Raw genomic sequence first — 16,017 nt, 5'->3', positions numbered from 1 at the left:
GCGGTGCTCGGGACGGGGGTCGGTTCGGCGGAGGGGGCGGGGGGCTCGGTCGTCACCGCTCCATTCTGGCGTATCGGACGCACGCATTCGACGCGAAGTCCCGATCGGCCGCCGCGAGCACCGCCGCGGTGTGCTCCCCGAGGCGCCCAGCCTCGGTCAGGTCCCGCGGCGTATCGACGTCCGTGCGCAGGCCGGGCCAGGGGCCGTCGTGCCGCGCGGCGCCCCCGGACCGGTGCGCCGCCGCGGAATCCGGCCCGAAGGCGGCGCGCAGTTCGGTCCCCGGGGGCGCGTACAGCGCCGCCGTCCCGGTCCCCGCGTGATCGGGCACGAAGCCCCGCCTGCCCGCCGTCGCCGCGAGGAACTCCCCGAGCTCCGTGGCGGTGATCCCCGGTAGGTCCGCCTGCAGGGCCAGGACCGCGACCGCGGGGCCGTGCGCGGCCCGGGCGGCGCGGGCGCCCGCCTCGAGCGCGGCGTTCAGCCCGCCGGGCTCCGGCTCGTCGACGGTGCGCGCCCCGACGGCGATCGCCGCGGCGCGGACCTCGGGATCGGGGGAGACCACGTGCAGCCCGAGGACCCCGGGGGCGGCCGCCGCCGCGGCGAGGGTGTCCAACAGCATCGCCAGCACGAGCCCCGGGACGGCGTCCCGCAGGCCGTCGCCGGGCGCGGCGAAGCGGGACTTGGCGGCGTCGAGCGACTTCACGGCGGTCACCACCACGACGGCGGGGCGCTCGGCGGCCCCCTGCGGTGAGCTCATGGGCACCAATGTAGGCGTGCGGAACCGAACCCGCCGCCTGCGGGCGGGCGATAGGCTCGCCCCGGTGCCCACGAATCCGGTGGGACAGGTGCGATGCGAGGAGGGGCTCGGATGGTCGACGTTGCGGTGATGGGGGCTGGTTCGTTCGGAACCGCGATGGCGAAGGTCTTCGCGGAGGCCACCCGCCCGGAGCCGCACCGGGTGCGGATGTGGTGCCGGCGGCAGGAGGTCGCCGATCAGATCAACGAGACCCGGATCAACGCGCAGTACCTGCCCGAGGGCGTGCTCCCCGAGAACCTCTCCGCGACACACGATCCGGAGGAGGCGATGCGCGGTGCCGGGCTCGTCGTGCTCGCCGTCCCCTCGCAGTCGCTGCGGGCCAACCTGGGCGACTGGGGCCACCTGATCCCGCCGGACGTCACCGTCGTGAACCTGGCCAAGGGCATCGAGATCGGCACGCTCGACCGGATGAGCGAGGTCGTCGTCGACGCCGCGGGGATCGACCGGGATCGGATCGCCGTGCTGACGGGGCCGAACTTCGCGAAGGAGATCGCGAAGGGCCAACCGACCCTCGCCGTGGTCGCCTCGGACAACGCCGATCGCGCTTCCCGGACCCAGTACCTCGCGCGCACCGACTACTTCCGGCCGTACACGAGCGCCGACGTGGTCGGCTGCGAGATCGGCGGTGCCACCAAGAACGTGATCGCCCTGGTCTGCGGGATCGCGTCGGGCATCAACCTCGGCGAGAACTCGCGCGCCGCGATCATCACCCGCGGGCTGGCGGAGACGCTGCGCCTCGGCACGGCGCTCGGCGCGGAGCCGCTCACGCTGGCCGGCCTCGCCGGCGTCGGCGACCTCGTCGCCACGTGCAGCTCGCCGCAGTCCCGCAACTTCAGCTTCGGCGCGCGCCTCGGCCAGGGCATGACCGTCGAGCAGGCGCAGGCCGCCGCGCACGGGCAGGTCGCGGAGGGCGCCAAGTCGTGCATCTCCATCGCCGACCTGGCGCGACGCGTGGGCGTCGAAATGCCGCTCACCGAGGCCGTGCGCGCCGTCTGCTACGACGGGGTCCCCGTCTCCCGCGCCATGGACGACCTGCTCAACCGCGACGTCGGCGGCGAGTGGCGCCCCAAGGACGCCGACTAGTCCCACTGCCTTCCCCGCGGGTAACCGCGTGGCCCTCCGCACGGCCGACACGTAAGGTGGGCGACCGTGACGGAGCGAATCAGGGTGGCAGTGGTCTTCGGCGGGCGCAGCAGCGAGCACGCGGTCTCGTGCGTCTCGGCGGGCAGCATCCTCGCCCACCTCGACCCCGAGCGCTACCAGGTGGTCCCCGTCGGGATCACGCAGGCGGGCGCGTGGGTGCTCTCCGACGGTGACTCCAAGGCGCTGAGGTTCGCCGATCGGGCGCTCCCGAGTGTGGCCGACGCCCCGACGGATCTGGCGCTGTTGCCCGGCGCGGAACTCGTGTCGGTGCACGCGGATAGCGCAGGGGAGCTCCTCGGCGCCGTCGACGTCGTCTTCCCCGTCCTGCACGGCCCGTACGGCGAGGACGGCACCCTGCAGGGGCTGCTGGAGATGGTCGGTGTGCCCTACGTGGGTGCGGGCGTGCTCGCCTCCGCGGCGGGCATGGACAAGGAGTTCGCGAAGAAGCTGCTCGCCGCGGACGGCCTGCCCGTGGGTGACTTCCACGTGCTCCGCCAGCGCGACACCGAGGTCCCGTCGGACGTCCTGCACCGCCTGGGCCTGCCGCTGTTCGTCAAGCCCGCGCGCGGCGGATCGTCGATCGGCATCACCCGGGTCACGGACCTGACCGAGCTGCCCGCGGCGATCGCCGAGGCCCGGAAGTGGGATCCCAAGGTCATCATCGAGGCGGCCGTGATCGGCCGCGAGGTCGAGATCGGCGTGCTCGAGCGGCCCGACGGCAGCGTCGCCGCGTCGGCGATCGCCGAGATCGAGATGGCCGCCGACGCCGAGCACTCCTTCTACGACTTCGAGACCAAGTACCTCGACGACCGCGCGCAGTACACCGTGCCCGCGAACCTCACCGAGGAGCAGTCGGCGGCGATCCGCGACCTCGCGGTGCGCGCCTTCCACGCCTTCGACTGCCAGGGCCTCTCGCGCGTCGACTTCTTCCAGACCCCCGACGGCCCCGTCATCAACGAGGTCAACACCATGCCCGGCTTCACCTCGACGTCGATGTACCCGCGGATGTGGGCCGAGTCCGGCGTCGAGTACGCCGAGCTGCTCACGATCCTCATCGAGACGGCGCTCGCGCGCGGCACCGGCCTCCGGTAACCGCCGGCTACCGGCCCAGGTCGAGCGAGGCCGCCTGCAGGTGCTCCCGGATCGCGTCCGAGGTGGCCTGCACCGCGGAGGTGCCGGCACCGTCGGGCACCCAGAGGGTGACGTACGGGCGGTGGTCGACGGCCGTCCAGTAGCTGCCGCCGTCGGGGGCGGGCGCGCCCGCCGGTGTGGCCTGCAGCCACTGCACCCCGTTGATGATCTGCAGCTTCGCGGTCGCGGTCAGCTCGGCGGGACGGTCGGTGCCGCACCGCACCTCCACTGCGCCGGCCTTCTCGCTGGTCCACCGGGCGAAGCCGCCGGGCTCGGTGTCGTCGGTGCGCCGATAGCCGTCGAGGTCGGCGGGGATCGCGCCGAGGAGCTTCCCGCACGCCGCGTCGCCGGACGACGGTGCCGCCACCGACTTCAGGTGGCCGGCCTCCGCGGCGTCGCGGGCGTCGCCCTGCTTCTGCTGCGCCAGCACGAGGAAGGCGATGAAACACGCGACCACCGCGACCGGCAGGGCCACCGCCGTCGCGAGGAAGGCGGGGCTGCGGCGTTTCCCGGTGTCCGGGGCCGCGGTGGTCTCGTCGTCTGCATCGCTCACGTCCGATACGGTAGCCGCGATGACATCTGAGGAGCCGGAGAGCCCTGCGCAGCCCCGCGTGCGCACCGTGGCGGAGCTGGGGGAGGACGGCGTGATCGCGCTGGCCACCGGCGGTGTGCGGCCGGATCCGCGGATCCCGGTCGGCCCGGGCGACGACGCGGCGGTGGTGCTGGCCCCCGACGGCCGGACGGTGGTCTCGTCCGATGCGATCGTCGAGGGCCGGCACTTCCGGTTCGACCTCACCACCCCCGAGCACGTGGGCCGGCGCGCGATCGCGCAGAACGCGGCGGACGTCGCGGCCATGGGCGCCGTGTGCACCGCCTTCACCGTGACGCTGGGCTGCCCGCCCGAGACCGGCGAGGACGTCATCGCGGGCATCGCGCGCGGCACCACTCGCGGCGCGGCCGAGGCCGGCGGTGCGATCGCCGGCGGTGACGTGGTTCGCACCGATCAGGTACTGCTCGCCGTCACCGTGCTCGGCGACCTGCAGGGCAGGGAGCCGGTCCTGCTGTCCGGCGCGCGGCCGGGCGATCGGGTCGCGGTGTGCGGCACTCTCGGGCATTCGGCCGCGGGCCTGGACGTCCTGCTCGCGGGGCTCGACGGCTTCGACGGCCTGGTCGAGACCTACCGCTGCCCGGTGCCCCCGCTCGCCGCCGGGCCGAGCGCGGCCGACGCCGGCGCGACGGCACTCACCGACGTCTCCGACGGCCTCCTCCGCGACGCGCGGTCACTCGCCCGGGCCTCCGGCGTGACCATCGCGCTCGACGGTGCCCTGCTGGCCCCCGACGCCGAGCTGGTCGCCTGCGCCGAGGCGCTCGGCGCCGACGCCGAGCACTGGGTGCGGACGGGCGGCGAGGATCACGCCCTCCTGGCGACCTTCCCGGCCGCCGCGGAGCTCCCCGGAGGCTGGCGCGCGATCGGGGTGGTGTCCGCCCCGGCCGCGCTGCCCGCGGGCACCGTCACCGTCGACGGCGACGCCGGGCCGGCGGCCGGCGGCTGGAACACCTTCACCGAGACCGAGGAGACCGGGCGATGACGGCGAGACCACTGACCGACAGCGTCGAGGCCGGGTGGGCGCAGGCCCTCGCGCCGGTCGCCGACGAGATCACGGCGCTCGGCGAGTTCCTGCGCGCCGAGAACGCCTCCGGGGACGGATACCTGCCGGCCGGGGCCAACGTGCTGCGCGCCTTCCGGCAGCCCTTCGCCGACGTGCGGGTGCTCATCGTCGGCCAGGATCCGTACCCGACACCGGGGCACGCGGTGGGCCTCTCGTTCTCGGTGGACCCGTCGGTGCGGCCGATCCCGCGGAGTCTGCAGAACATCTACAAGGAGTACTGCGACGACCTCGAGCTGCCGATGCCCGCGAACGGCGATCTGTCGCCGTGGTCCGCGCAGGGCGTGCTCCTGCTGAACCGTGTCCTGACGGTGCGCCCGGGCACGCCCGCCTCACACCGCGGGAAGGGCTGGGAGAAGGTCACCGAGTGCGCCATCGACGCGCTCGTGGCGCGGGACGCGCCGCTCGTGGCGATCCTGTGGGGCCGCGACGCGGCCTCGCTCGGGCCGCGCCTCGGCGACACCCCGCGGATCGAGTCGGTGCATCCGTCGCCGCTGTCCGCGTCGCGCGGCTTCTTCGGCTCCAAGCCCTTCTCGAAGGCCAACGAGGCGCTGGTGGGACTCGGGGCGGAGCCCGTCGACTGGCGCTTGCCGCACCTCGCGCAGGTGCGCTGACGACCGTCGGAGCGAACGCCGAAGGCCCGTGACCTCGGGGAGGTCACGGGCCTTCGGAACAGCTGATGCGTACTAGCCGCGAACGACCTTGCCGGCCTTGATGCACGAGGTGCACACGTTCAGGCGGCGGGTCTGACCGGGCGCGACCTGGGCGCGGACGGTCTGGATGTTCGGGTTCCACCGGCGGTTGGTACGCCGGTGCGAGTGGGAGACCGACTTACCGAAGCCGGGGCCCTTGTCGCAGACGTCGCAGACGGCAGCCATAGTCGTGTACTCCTCGCAATAGTTGAAAACCTGTGCTTCGCCCCGCCGGTCGTAGACGCGAAGGACACGCTCGGACGCGAGGCAACCCTGCAATCATAGACCGATATGGGTCTACCGCCAAACCGCGGCGGGGCTCCTGCGCTGTGCGACGGCCCACTAGGCTGGCAGCTGTGACGGGACCGATTGCGGAGGACGGCCGCGTGGTGGTGGCCTGGCTGGGGCGTGCCGTCCTCGGACTCGAGCGTGCGGTCGACGAGATCAACACCCTCAACGTCTTCCCTGTCGCCGATGCGGACACCGGCACGAACATGCTGGTCACCCTGCGCGCGGCGGCGCGATCCGCCGACGTCGCGGACCGCACCGAGGGGCCGCACGCCGTCGCCCGCGCCACCGTCGCCGGCGCGGTCGCCGGGGCGCGGGGCAACTCGGGCGTCATCGTCTCGCAGATCATGCGCGGCCTCGCCGCGCAGCTCGGCCCCGACGCGGATCTCACGGCCGAGGGGCTCGCGACCGGCCTGCGGAACGCGACGGACCTGGTCACCAGCGCCGTCGCCGATCCGATCGAGGGCACCATCCTCTCCGTCCTGCGTGCCTCCGCCGACGGTGCCGGGGCCGCGCTCGTCGGCGGTGGGAACCTCGCGGCCTGTGCCCGGGCCGCCGCCGACGCGGCCTTCGACGCCCTGCTGCGCACCCGGGACCAGCTCGCCGACAACGCCGCCGCCGGCGTCGTCGACGCGGGCGGCCGCGGCCTCCTCGTCCTGCTCGACGCTCTCGTCGAGGTCACGACCGGGGCGGTGCCGGAGCGCCCGCGGTTCGGCCGGCAGATCGCGCCGCACGTCCAGGTGCACGTCGATCACGGCCACACCCACGATCACGCCGATCCGCCCCGCGGCCCGCACGCCGACTACGAGGTGATGTACCTCCTGCCCGCCGCCACCGAGGCCACGGCGAACAGGCTGCGCGCGGAGCTGCAGGCCTTCGGCGATTCGGTGGTGGTGGTCGCCGCGGCCGATCCCGACCCGGTCGCGACGTGGTCGGTCCACACGCACACCACCGAGCCCGGCGCGGCGATCCAGGCCGGTCTGCGGCACGGCAAGCTGCGCAGCATCGCCGTCAACGTGCTGCAGGAGGCGGGACACGGCGAGACGCCGCTGCAGGCGCTGCTCGACGCGCCGCGCGCCATCGTCGCGCTGGTCTCGGGCGACGGTGCCGCCGAGCTGTTCACGGAGGCGGGCGCGGAGGTGATCCGCTGCGACACGGGGATGACCCACGCCGAGCTGCTCGCCGCCCTGCATCGGTTCGAGGGCCGCGAGGTGCTGCTCATGCCCAACGGCGCGCTGCCCACTCCCGAGCTGCTGGCGGTGGCCGCGCGGTCCCGCGAATCCGGTGTGCTGGTGACGCTGCTGCCGACCTCGTCCATGGTGCAGGCGATCGCGGCACTCGCCGTGCACGAGCCGAACGGTCACGCCGCCGACGACACCTACTCGATGGCCGAGGCCGCGGCCGGAGCGCGGTGCGGATCCGTCGTCGCCGTCACGGAGGACGCGCTGACGATCCTCGGGCCCTGCGGCCCCGGCGACTACCTCGGCATGGTCGGCGGCGAGGTGGTGGTGCTAGAGGAGGACCAGTACTCCGCGGGTGAGGCGCTCGCCGAGCTGCTGTTGGCGACGGGCGGCGACATGGTGACGGTGCTCCTCGGCGAGGCGGGCGACGGCGACTTCCCCGACCGGGTCAGCGCCGCACTGCGGCCGGACCGTCCGGAGGTCGAGGTGGTCGGTTACGTCGGCGGGCAGAACGCGAGCGTGATGGAGATCGGCGTCGAATGACCTCAGCGCGCACCCTCACGCTGCAGACGCCCCTCGCCGAGGCCGTCGACCCCGAGATCGCCGATGCGGCGACCGCCGAACTCGGACTCGCCACCGTCGGGGACCTGCTGCGGCACTTCCCGTTCCGGTACGAAGGTGGGGCCGTCGAGGACGACGGGACCCGGCGGTCCGAGCCCCGCATCGGTGACGACGTGGTGGTGATCGGCACCGTCACCGCGATCACCCCGCCGCGGGCGCACCACCGCGGCAAGAAGATGTTCAAGGTGCAGGTGGTCAACAAGGTCCGCGCCTATGACGTGACCTTCTTCAACTACCTGCCCAAGCCGATCCAGCCCGACCGGCAGCTGCTGCTGATCGGCCGACTCGGCGAGTTCAACGGGAAGCTGCAGCTCACCCACCCCGAGTGGCTGGTCCTGCCGGACACCACGATCACCTCGGCCGAGGCGCTCGCCGCCAACGAGGCGGGCTCGACCAAGGCGGGGTCGAAGCGCCTCAAGTTCGCCGACCTGAGCCTGCTGATGCAGCCCACCGTGCCGATCTACCACGGCACCAAGAACATGCCCACGTGGCTGATCCTCTCGCTGGTGGACAGCGTGCTGAAAAGGCTCGCGCCGGTGCCCGAATCGCTGCCGGCCGACTTCCTCGCGCTCCACGCCCTGATGAGCCTCGACGACGCGGTGCGGGCCGCACACAAGCCCGACGGCCGCGCCCAGGCCGACCGGGCGCGCCGCCGCCTCGCCTTCGACGAGGCCGTCGCGATCGAGACCGCCCTCGCCCGTCGGGCGCACGACGTGGGCATCGTCGGCGCGCCGCCGTTGCGCGCGCCCGACGGTCCGCTGCAGGCGGGACTGCGGGAGCGGCTCCCGTTCTCGCTCACCGCGGGCCAGGAGGACGTGCTCGCCGAGATCCTCGACGACATGGGCCGCGACCACCCGATGACCCGCCTGCTGCAGGGCGAGGTCGGCTCCGGCAAGACGCTGGTCGCGCTGCTGGCGATGCTCGCCGCCGTCGACGCGGGACACCAGGCGGTGCTGCTCGCGCCCACGGAAGTGCTCGCGACGCAGCACCTGCTGTCGATCACCGCGATGCTCGGTGACCTGGCGGAGGCCGGTCAGCTGGGTGCGGCAGAGGCAGCCACGACGGTGACCCTGCTGACGGGCTCGATGACCGTCAAGCAGCGCCGGGCGGCGCTCCTGCGCATCGTGACCGGCGAGGCCGGCATCGTGATCGGAACGCACGCGCTGCTCGAGGACACCGTCGAGTTCTTCCGGCTGGGCCTGGTCGTGGTCGATGAGCAGCACCGGTTCGGCGTGGAGCAGCGCGACCGATTGCGGCGCAAGGGCACCGGCGAGAGCACCGACGACGATTCCATGCCGCACCTGCTCGTGATGACGGCGACGCCGATCCCGCGCACCGTCGCCCTCGCCCAGTTCGGCGACATGGCGACATCCGTGCTGCGGGAGCTGCCACGCGGGCGGCAGCCGATCCAGACCTCGGTGGTCCCCGAGGACCGGGAGGCATGGGTCGCGCGGGCCTGGGCGCGCGTGGACGAGGAGGTCCGCGCGGGGCGGCAGGTCTACGTCGTGTGCCCGCGGATCGGCGACGACGCGACCGGCGAGCAGGCCAAGGCCGGGTTCACCGACGAGGACTACGATTTCGAGGCGCCGGCGACGGAGGCGAAGACATCGGGGCGAGGCGCTTCACGTGGCGAGCCGGTTGCTGACGAGTCCGAGAAGCCGAAGACCGTCTCGGCGATCGAGATGTACGACCAGCTCTCCTCAGGGCCGCTCGGCGAGCACCGGATCGCGCTGCTGCACGGCCGCCTGCCCGCCGACGAGAAGTCCGAGATCATGGCGTCCTTCGCCGCGGGGGAGATCGACGTCCTGGTGGCGACCACGGTGATCGAGGTCGGCGTCGACGTGGCGAACGCCACCACGATGGTCGTACGCGATGCGGACCGGTTCGGCATCAGTCAGCTGCACCAGCTGCGCGGCCGCGTCGGTCGAGGCGGGCTGCCGGGGCTGTGCCTGCTCATCACCGCGACCGGCTCGGAACGCACCCTCGAGCGGCTGCAGAAGGTCGCGGAGACCGTCGACGGCTTCGCCCTCGCCCAGCTCGACCTCGAGTACCGCGGCTTCGGCGACATCCTGGGCGTCGACCAGTCGGGCCTCGCGCGGCGCCTGAGCTTCCTGGACCTCGCGCAGGACGGCGACGTGCTCGCCGCGGCCCGGGACCTCGCCTACGAGATCGTCGGCGAGGACCCGGATCTCGAGCGCCATGCGGCCCTGCGAGCCATGAACGAGGTCATCCTCGGCGGCGACCGCGGCGACTACCTCGACAAGGCATAGTCCGGAGGGAGTCTCGGATCAGCGCGCTGCGAAGACGGACGCCAGCTGCCGGCCCCAGAAGTCGACGACCTGCTCGCGGCGTGTCTCGTCGTCGGACAGCAGGTCGGCGAGGCCGAGGCCGCGGGCGAGGTCGAGTGTCGCCTGTACGGCTCGACGGGCCTCCTCGTCGTCCCGGTCCACGCCGAGCAGGCGCATGGCGAGGGCGAAGACCTCGCGCGAGTGCTTGTTCTCGAAGGGCAGCATGCGCTCGCGGAGCGCGTCGTCGCTCGCGGCGGCGGTCCACACGTGCAGCGCGGCCTTGAACAGGTCGTCCGTGTAGTACTCGACGATGAGCCGCGCCACGGCGTACGGGCGGTCGGGGCCCTCGGGCACCGCCGCGCCCGCCTGCGCCACCTGCGCGAGCCGCTGCTCGCCCATGTACTCGAGCGCGGCGCTGATCAGGTCCTCCCGCGTGGGGAAGTGGTGCTGCGCGGCGCCCCGCGAGACCCCCGCCTGCCGCGCCACGCTGCCCACCGTGGTGGCCGTCCAGCCGCGAGCGGCGAGCGACGCGATGGTGGTCTCCAGCAGGCGCTGCCGGGTCTCCCGGCTGCGGGACTGCTGGGGTGCGCGGATGGGCGGGCGGAGGGGAGTCATCGCGAACAGCCTATTCCGCCGGCACCGGTTCGGCCCAGCTCGGCGCGCGCTTCTGCAGGAACGCGGTGATCCCCTCGACCGACTCGGCGGAGCCGAACAGTCGCGCCGACTGCTCGCCGAGGGCGTCGGCCCGCTCGTCGAAGGAGCGGAGCACGTCGTGCCACAGGATCTGCTTGGTCTCGCGCAGGCCCTGGGGGCTGCACAGCTGAAGTTCGGCGAGCTGCTCCGCGACCGCGGCCGCCAGGTCGCCGACCGCCGCGGTGATCAAGCCGTACCCGGCGGCCTCGGCGGCGTCGAACTTGCGGCCCGTGAGCAGCAGCGTGGAGGCGACCCGCGAGGGCAGGTGCGGCAGCAGCACCAGCGAGACCATCGCCGGCGCGACGCCGATCCGCGTCTCCGTGACCGCGAACGACGCCCCGGGGCCGGCGAAGACGAAGTCGCACGAGCCGATGAGCCCGAAGCCCCCGGCCCGGACGTGCCCGTCGACCTGTGCGATCACCGGCTTGGGGCAGTCGATGATCCCGCGCATGGCGCCGATCATCGCCAGGGTGCGGGACTTCGGGTCCGAGCCGGCGCCGTTCGCCGCCGCCTCCTTGAGATCCGCGCCGGCGCAGAACGTCGTGCCGGCGTGGGTGAGCACCACGGCCCGCGCGGCGTCGTCCGCCGCCGCGCGCTCGAGGCCCGCGCTGAGGTCGGCGAGCAGGCGCTGCGAGATGGCGTTGCGGTTGTGCGGGCTGTCGATCGTGAGATACGCGGCGCCGCCGCGCGTCTCGTAGTGGACCAAGGAGTCGGTCATCGGGTCTCCTAGTAGCTCTTGGGCAGGCCGAGGCTGTGCTCGGAGATGAAGTTGAGCACCATCTCGCGGCTGACCGGGGCGATGCGGAACAGTCGCGAGGCCACCAGCATCTGCGCCAGGCCGTACTCGGTGGTGAGGCCGTTGCCGCCGAGCGAGTGGATCGCTCGGTCCACGGCCTTCGCTCCTGCCTCGCCGCCGGCGAACTTCGCCATGTTCGCGGCCTCGGCGGCGGCGAACTCCTCGCCGGCGTCGTACAGCGTTGCGGCCTTCTGCAGCATCAACTTCGCCAGCTCGGTCTCCACCTTGAGCTCGGCGAGCGGGTGGGCGATGGCCTGGTGCGCGCCGATCGGAACCTTGAAGACGGTGCGCTGCTTGGCGTAGTCCACCGCACGGTCGATCGCGTAGCGGGCCGAGCCCACGGAACCGGCCGCGGCCATGATGCGCTCGGGGTTGAGTCCCGCGAAGAGCTGCGCGATGGCGGCGTCGGGCTCGCCGACCAGTGCCTCGGCGGGCAGCCGGACGTCGTCGAAGAACAGCGTCCACTGCGACTCCGGCAGGCCGACCTCCATGGGGATCTTGGTCTTCTGCAGGCCGGGGGAGTCGGTGGGCATCAGGAACAGCGCGGGCCGCAGCTTGCCGGTCTTGGCGTCCTCGCTGCGGGAGACCACGAGGATCACGTCGGCCAGCTCGATGCCGGAGATGAAGGTCTTCTGGCCCGAGATGATCCAGTCGGAGCCGTCACGGCGGGCGGTGGTGGTGATCCGGTGGCTGTTGGAGCCCGCGTCGGGCTCGGTGATCGCGAAGGCCGCGATGGTCTCGCCCGACGCGATGCCCGGCAGCCAGCGCTGCTTCTGCTCCTCGGTGCCGAACCGGGAGATGATGGTGCCGTTGATCGCCGGGGAGACCACCAGCATGAGCAGCGACGAGCCGACCGCGGCGAGCTCCTCGCCGACGATGCCCAGCTCGTACATGCCGGCGCCGCCGCCGCCGTACTGCTCCGCGATGTTCACGCCGATCAGGCCGAGATCACCCGCGGCCTTCCACAGCTCGGTGGGGCCCTCGCCCGCCGCGATCTTCTCGCGCATGTACTCGGGGCCGAACTTGCGGCCCAGCTCGGAAACGGTCGCGCGGAGCGCCTGGCGCTCCTCGGACTCGATGACGTCCATGGAAATGCTCATGTGGGTTCCTACTCCGTATCTTCCAGCACGGCGACGACGGCGCCGGCATCGATGTTCTGGCCCACCTCGACGGCGATGGTCGTGATGACGCCGTCGGCGGGGGCGGAGATAGCGTGCTCCATCTTCATCGCCTCCATCCACAGGACGGGCTGTCCGACGGTGACCGAATCGCCCTCCTGGGCACCGATCCGGGTGATCACACCGGGCATCGGCGCGAGCAGCGAGCCCGCCGCCGCGGCGGCGTCCGCCGACGGGAGGGGATCGACGAGCGTCAGGGTCGCCGCGCCGCGCGCGGTCTCCACCTCGACGACGGTGCGATCGCCGGGGTACGCCGTCACGGCGACGGTGCGCCGGATACCGTCGCGCTCGACGGCGACGGTCGCCCGGTCACCGTCGTCGACCACGGTGGCGACCTGCCCACCGTCGGCGCGGAACTCGCGCTCGTCGGTGGTCCGGAACTCGGGAACCAGAGTACGCGAGCCGAGGTTGCGCCAGCCCGGCGCGACGTGCGGCAGCGGGCTCGCCGCGACGCCCCGTCGGTCCAGCACGGCGCCGGCGGCGGACGCGGCCTCCGCGAGCTCGGCCTCGTCGAGCAGCGGAGCGGCGAGGCGCTCGAGCCGCTCGCCGGTGAGGAAATCGGTCGCGAAGTCGCCGGCCTTGAAGTCGGCGTCGGCGAGGATCCGCACCAACAGGTCCCGGTTGGTGGTGATGCCGTGGACGACCGCCTTGCGCAGCGCCGCCTCGGTGATCGCGAGGGCCTGCGCGCGGGTCGGGGCGAAACCGATCACCTTCGCGAGCATCGGATCGTAGAAGACCTCGACGACGCTGCCCGCGGGCGCGAGGGCGCTGTCGAGCCGGATGCCCGGGCGGTCGGGCCCGGAGAACTCGCTCACCACGCCGGGCACCTCGAAGCGGTGCACGGTGCCGGCGGCGGGCCGCCAGTCGTTCGCGGGATCCTCGGCGTAGAGGCGGGCCTCGATGGCCCAGCCGCGGGTGGCGGGCGGCTCGGCCGACGGGAGTGGGAGCCCCGCGGCAACGTCGAACTGCAGGCCGACCAGGTCGAGCCCGGTGGTGGCCTCGGTGACCGGGTGCTCCACCTGGAGGCGCGTGTTGACCTCGAGGAAGAAGAACTCGCCGGCGTCGGTCGCGAGGAACTCCACGGTGCCCGCGCCGGTGTAGCCGATGGCCTTGGCGGCGTTGGCGGCCGCCTCGTACAGGGCGGTGCGCATCGCCGGGTGCCGCTCGACGAGGGGCGACGGGGCCTCCTCGAGGACCTTCTGGTGGCGGCGCTGGATCGAGCACTCGCGCTCGCCCACGGCCCAGACTGTGCCCTGGGAGTCGGCCATCACCTGGACCTCGATGTGGCGGCCGCGCTCGAGGTAGCGCTCGCAGAAGACGGTGCCGTCGCCGAAGGCCGACTTGGCCTCGCGCTCAGCGGTCTCCAGGTTCTCCTGCAACTCGGCGCGGGTGCGGACGACGCGCATGCCGCGGCCGCCGCCGCCGGCGGAGGCCTTCACCAGGACGGGGAAGTCGCTGTCGGAGACCTGGTCCGGGGTGAGGTTGGTGAGCATCGGGACACCGGCCTCGGCGAGGCGGGCCTTGGCCGCGACCTTGGAGCCCATCGCGGTGATGGCCTCGGGCGAGGGACCGATCCAGACGATGCCCGCGGCCTGGACCGCGGCGGCGAAGTCGGCGTTCTCGGAGAGGAAGCCGTAGCCGGGGTGGATCGCCTGTGCGCCGGTGGCCTTCGCCGCGGCGATGATCTTCTCGCCCTGCAGGTACGTGTCCGCCGGGGACTCGCCGGGCAGGCGAACGGCCTCGTCGGCCTCGGCGACGTGCGGCGCGTTCGCATCCGGGTCGGAGTAGACGGCTACGGCGCGCAGGCCACGGGCGTGGGCCGCGGCGATGACGCGGCGAGCGATCTCGCCGCGGTTGGCGACGAGGACGGAATCGAATGTCGTCATGGAGTTCCTCACATCCGGAAGACGCCGAAGGCGTCGGTGCCGTGGACGGGGCCGTTGTGGATGGCGGAGAGGGCCATGCCGAGCGCCGTGCGGGTGTCGCGGGGGTCGATGATGCCGTCGTCGTAGAGCATGCCGGACATGAAGGCGGGCAGGGACTCCTTGTCGATCTGCGTCTCGATGGCGGTACGCATGCCGTCGACGAAGGCGGGGTCCATGGCCTGGCCCCGGGAGGCGGCGGAGGCCGCGGCGACCTCGGTGACGACGTCGGCGAGCTGCTTGGCGCCCATGACGGCCGAGCGTGCGCTGGGCCAGGAGAACAGGAACCGCGGGTTGAAGGCGCGGCCCGCCATGCCGTAGTGGCCGGCGCCGTAGGAGGCGCCCGCGATGAGCGAGAGGTGCGGCACCTCCGAGTTGGAGACGGCGTTGATCATCATCGAGCCGTGCTTGATCATGCCGCCGCGCTCGTACTCCGCGCCCACCATGTAGCCGGTGGTGTTGTGGATGAACAGCAGTGGCGTGTCGTAGCGGTTCGCCAACTGGATGAACTGCGTGGCCTTCTGTGCCTCCTCGGAGAACAGGACGCCGCGGGCGTTGGCGAGGATGCCGATGGGGTAGCCGTGCAGGTTCGCCCAGCCCGTGGTGAGCGAGCCGCCGTAGAGGGGCTTGAACTCGTCGTAGTCGGAGTCGTCGACGATGTGGGCGATGATCTCCCGCGGGTCGAAGGGGATCTTGAGATCGTCCGGGACGATGTCGAGCAGGCCCTCGGCGTCGTAGCGCGGGGGCTTGACCACGGCCGACGGGGCCGTGCCCTGCTTGCGCCAGTTGAGCCGCTTGACGATCGATCGGGCGATGCGCGCCGCGTCCAGCTCGTCGCTGGCCATGTAGTCGCCGAGGCCCGAGGTGCGCGAGTGCATCTCGGCGCCGCCGAGGGTCTCGTCGTCGGAGATCTCGCCCGTCGCGGCCTTCACCAGGGGCGGCCCGGCGAGGAAGACCTTGGAGCGCTCCTTGATCATCACGACGTGATCGCTCATGCCGGGGATGTAGGCGCCGCCCGCGGTGGAGTTGCCGTAGACGACGGAGATCGTGGGGATCCCGGCCTTCGACAGCTGCGTGAGATTGCGGAACATCGCGCCGCCGGGGACGAAGACCTCCTTCTGTGTGGGGAGGTCGGCGCCGCCGGACTCGACGAGCGAGAGAACGGGGAGGCGGTTCTCGCGGGCGATGTCGTTGAGACGCAGCGACTTGCGCAGGGTCCACGGGTTGGAGGTACCGCCCTTGACGGTGGGGTCGTTCGCGACCACCATCACCTCGACGCCCTCGACCACGCCGATGCCGCCCACGAGGGAGGCGCCGACCTGGAAGTCGCTGCCCCACGCGGCCAGTGGCATCAGCTCGAGGAAGGGCGAGGCGGGATCCAGCACGCTGTCGATGCGCTCGCGGGCGGTGAGCTTGCCACGCCCCCGGTGCCGCTCGACGTACTTCTCACCGCCGCCGGCCAGGGCCTTGTCGAACTCGATCGTGAGGTCGGCCAGCTTGTCGAGCATGGTCTTGCGGTACGCGGCCGCGTCGGGGGCCGGGGTGCTGCGGAGCACCGTCATGAGTGGAGTCCTTTGCCCTTGTAGGTGTCGGAGTGGGTGCC

The 16,017-nt window shown here is 72.7% G+C and carries 14 protein-coding genes; 6 read left to right on the top strand and 8 right to left on the bottom strand.

What is annotated here, in order from left to right; translation table 11 throughout:
* Positions 1-52: 52 nt before the first annotated feature.
* Positions 53-754: a 2-phospho-L-lactate guanylyltransferase gene (gene cofC, locus ACLQ3K_RS03090; RefSeq protein ID WP_255604166.1), complete on the bottom strand. Its 702-nt coding sequence runs from the start codon at positions 752-754 to the stop codon at positions 53-55.
* 111 nt (positions 755-865) lie between these two features.
* On the opposite strand from cofC, the gene ACLQ3K_RS03085 reads away from it, so the two are divergent.
* Together ACLQ3K_RS03085 and ACLQ3K_RS03080 are read left to right on the top strand one after the other, a co-directional pair.
* Positions 866-1,897 carry an NAD(P)H-dependent glycerol-3-phosphate dehydrogenase gene (locus tag ACLQ3K_RS03085; RefSeq protein WP_224650958.1) on the top strand — a complete coding sequence of 344 codons (1,032 nt, stop codon included), beginning with the start codon at positions 866-868 and terminating at the stop codon, positions 1,895-1,897.
* 66 nt (positions 1,898-1,963) lie between these two features.
* Positions 1,964-3,049 carry a D-alanine--D-alanine ligase family protein gene (locus tag ACLQ3K_RS03080; protein WP_336671555.1) on the top strand — a complete coding sequence of 362 codons (1,086 nt, stop codon included), beginning with the start codon at positions 1,964-1,966 and terminating at the stop codon, positions 3,047-3,049.
* 7 nt (positions 3,050-3,056) lie between these two features.
* On the opposite strand, the gene ACLQ3K_RS03075 is transcribed toward ACLQ3K_RS03080, so the two are convergent.
* The gene (locus ACLQ3K_RS03075; protein ID WP_336671554.1) at positions 3,057-3,641 is read right to left on the bottom strand and encodes a DUF3515 domain-containing protein; all 585 of its coding nucleotides are present in this window, start codon (positions 3,639-3,641) and stop codon (positions 3,057-3,059) included.
* A gap of 19 nt (positions 3,642-3,660) precedes the next feature.
* Here ACLQ3K_RS03075 and ACLQ3K_RS03070 point away from each other — a divergent pair, with 19 nt between their 5' ends.
* Positions 3,661-4,677 (top strand): thiamine-phosphate kinase, encoded by a 1,017-nt coding sequence (locus tag ACLQ3K_RS03070; RefSeq protein WP_425996886.1) that lies wholly within the window; start codon positions 3,661-3,663, stop codon positions 4,675-4,677.
* The gene (locus ACLQ3K_RS03065; protein ID WP_336671552.1) at positions 4,674-5,369 is read left to right on the top strand and encodes a uracil-DNA glycosylase; all 696 of its coding nucleotides are present in this window, start codon (positions 4,674-4,676) and stop codon (positions 5,367-5,369) included. The genes ACLQ3K_RS03070 and ACLQ3K_RS03065 overlap by 4 nt, the downstream gene beginning before the upstream one ends.
* A gap of 72 nt (positions 5,370-5,441) precedes the next feature.
* On the opposite strand, the gene rpmB is transcribed toward ACLQ3K_RS03065, so the two are convergent.
* A complete protein-coding gene (gene rpmB, locus ACLQ3K_RS03060) occupies positions 5,442-5,633 on the bottom strand; it encodes a 50S ribosomal protein L28 (protein WP_068521417.1) in 192 nt (63 codons plus the stop codon).
* A 170-nt stretch (positions 5,634-5,803) separates the two neighbouring features.
* On the opposite strand from rpmB, the gene ACLQ3K_RS03055 reads away from it, so the two are divergent.
* Both ACLQ3K_RS03055 and ACLQ3K_RS03050 read left to right on the top strand, forming a co-directional pair.
* Positions 5,804-7,459: a DAK2 domain-containing protein gene (locus ACLQ3K_RS03055; protein WP_425996883.1), complete on the top strand. Its 1,656-nt coding sequence runs from the start codon at positions 5,804-5,806 to the stop codon at positions 7,457-7,459.
* Positions 7,456-9,807 (top strand): ATP-dependent DNA helicase RecG, encoded by a 2,352-nt coding sequence (locus ACLQ3K_RS03050; protein WP_425996881.1) that lies wholly within the window; start codon positions 7,456-7,458, stop codon positions 9,805-9,807. Before ACLQ3K_RS03055 ends, ACLQ3K_RS03050 begins: the two co-directional genes overlap by 4 nt.
* 18 nt (positions 9,808-9,825) lie before the next feature.
* On the opposite strand, the gene ACLQ3K_RS03045 is transcribed toward ACLQ3K_RS03050, so the two are convergent.
* Genes ACLQ3K_RS03045 through ACLQ3K_RS03025 form a run of 5 tightly spaced genes read right to left on the bottom strand, consistent with a single transcriptional unit; the run spans position 9,826 to position 15,976 of the window.
* Positions 9,826-10,440, bottom strand: a complete 615-nt coding sequence (locus ACLQ3K_RS03045) for a TetR/AcrR family transcriptional regulator (RefSeq protein WP_224650982.1) — start codon at positions 10,438-10,440, stop codon at positions 9,826-9,828.
* Positions 10,441-10,450: 10 nt separating this feature from the next.
* Positions 10,451-11,236: an enoyl-CoA hydratase family protein gene (locus ACLQ3K_RS03040; protein ID WP_425996879.1), complete on the bottom strand. Its 786-nt coding sequence runs from the start codon at positions 11,234-11,236 to the stop codon at positions 10,451-10,453.
* An 8-nt stretch (positions 11,237-11,244) separates the two neighbouring features.
* Complete coding sequence (locus ACLQ3K_RS03035; RefSeq protein ID WP_102102332.1) at positions 11,245-12,414, bottom strand: acyl-CoA dehydrogenase family protein; 1,170 nt, start codon at positions 12,412-12,414, stop codon at positions 11,245-11,247.
* 8 nt (positions 12,415-12,422) lie between these two features.
* Positions 12,423-14,378, bottom strand: a complete 1,956-nt coding sequence (locus tag ACLQ3K_RS03030; protein ID WP_224650990.1) for an acetyl/propionyl/methylcrotonyl-CoA carboxylase subunit alpha — start codon at positions 14,376-14,378, stop codon at positions 12,423-12,425.
* Between the two features lie 8 nt (positions 14,379-14,386).
* Positions 14,387-15,976: an acyl-CoA carboxylase subunit beta gene (locus ACLQ3K_RS03025; protein ID WP_425996876.1), complete on the bottom strand. Its 1,590-nt coding sequence runs from the start codon at positions 15,974-15,976 to the stop codon at positions 14,387-14,389.
* Positions 15,977-16,017 lie beyond the last annotated feature (41 nt).

Source organism: Tsukamurella sp. DT100 (assembly GCF_049844855.1).
GTDB lineage: Bacteria > Actinomycetota > Actinomycetes > Mycobacteriales > Mycobacteriaceae > Tsukamurella.
This window is presented reverse-complemented; position numbering and strand designations above follow the sequence as displayed.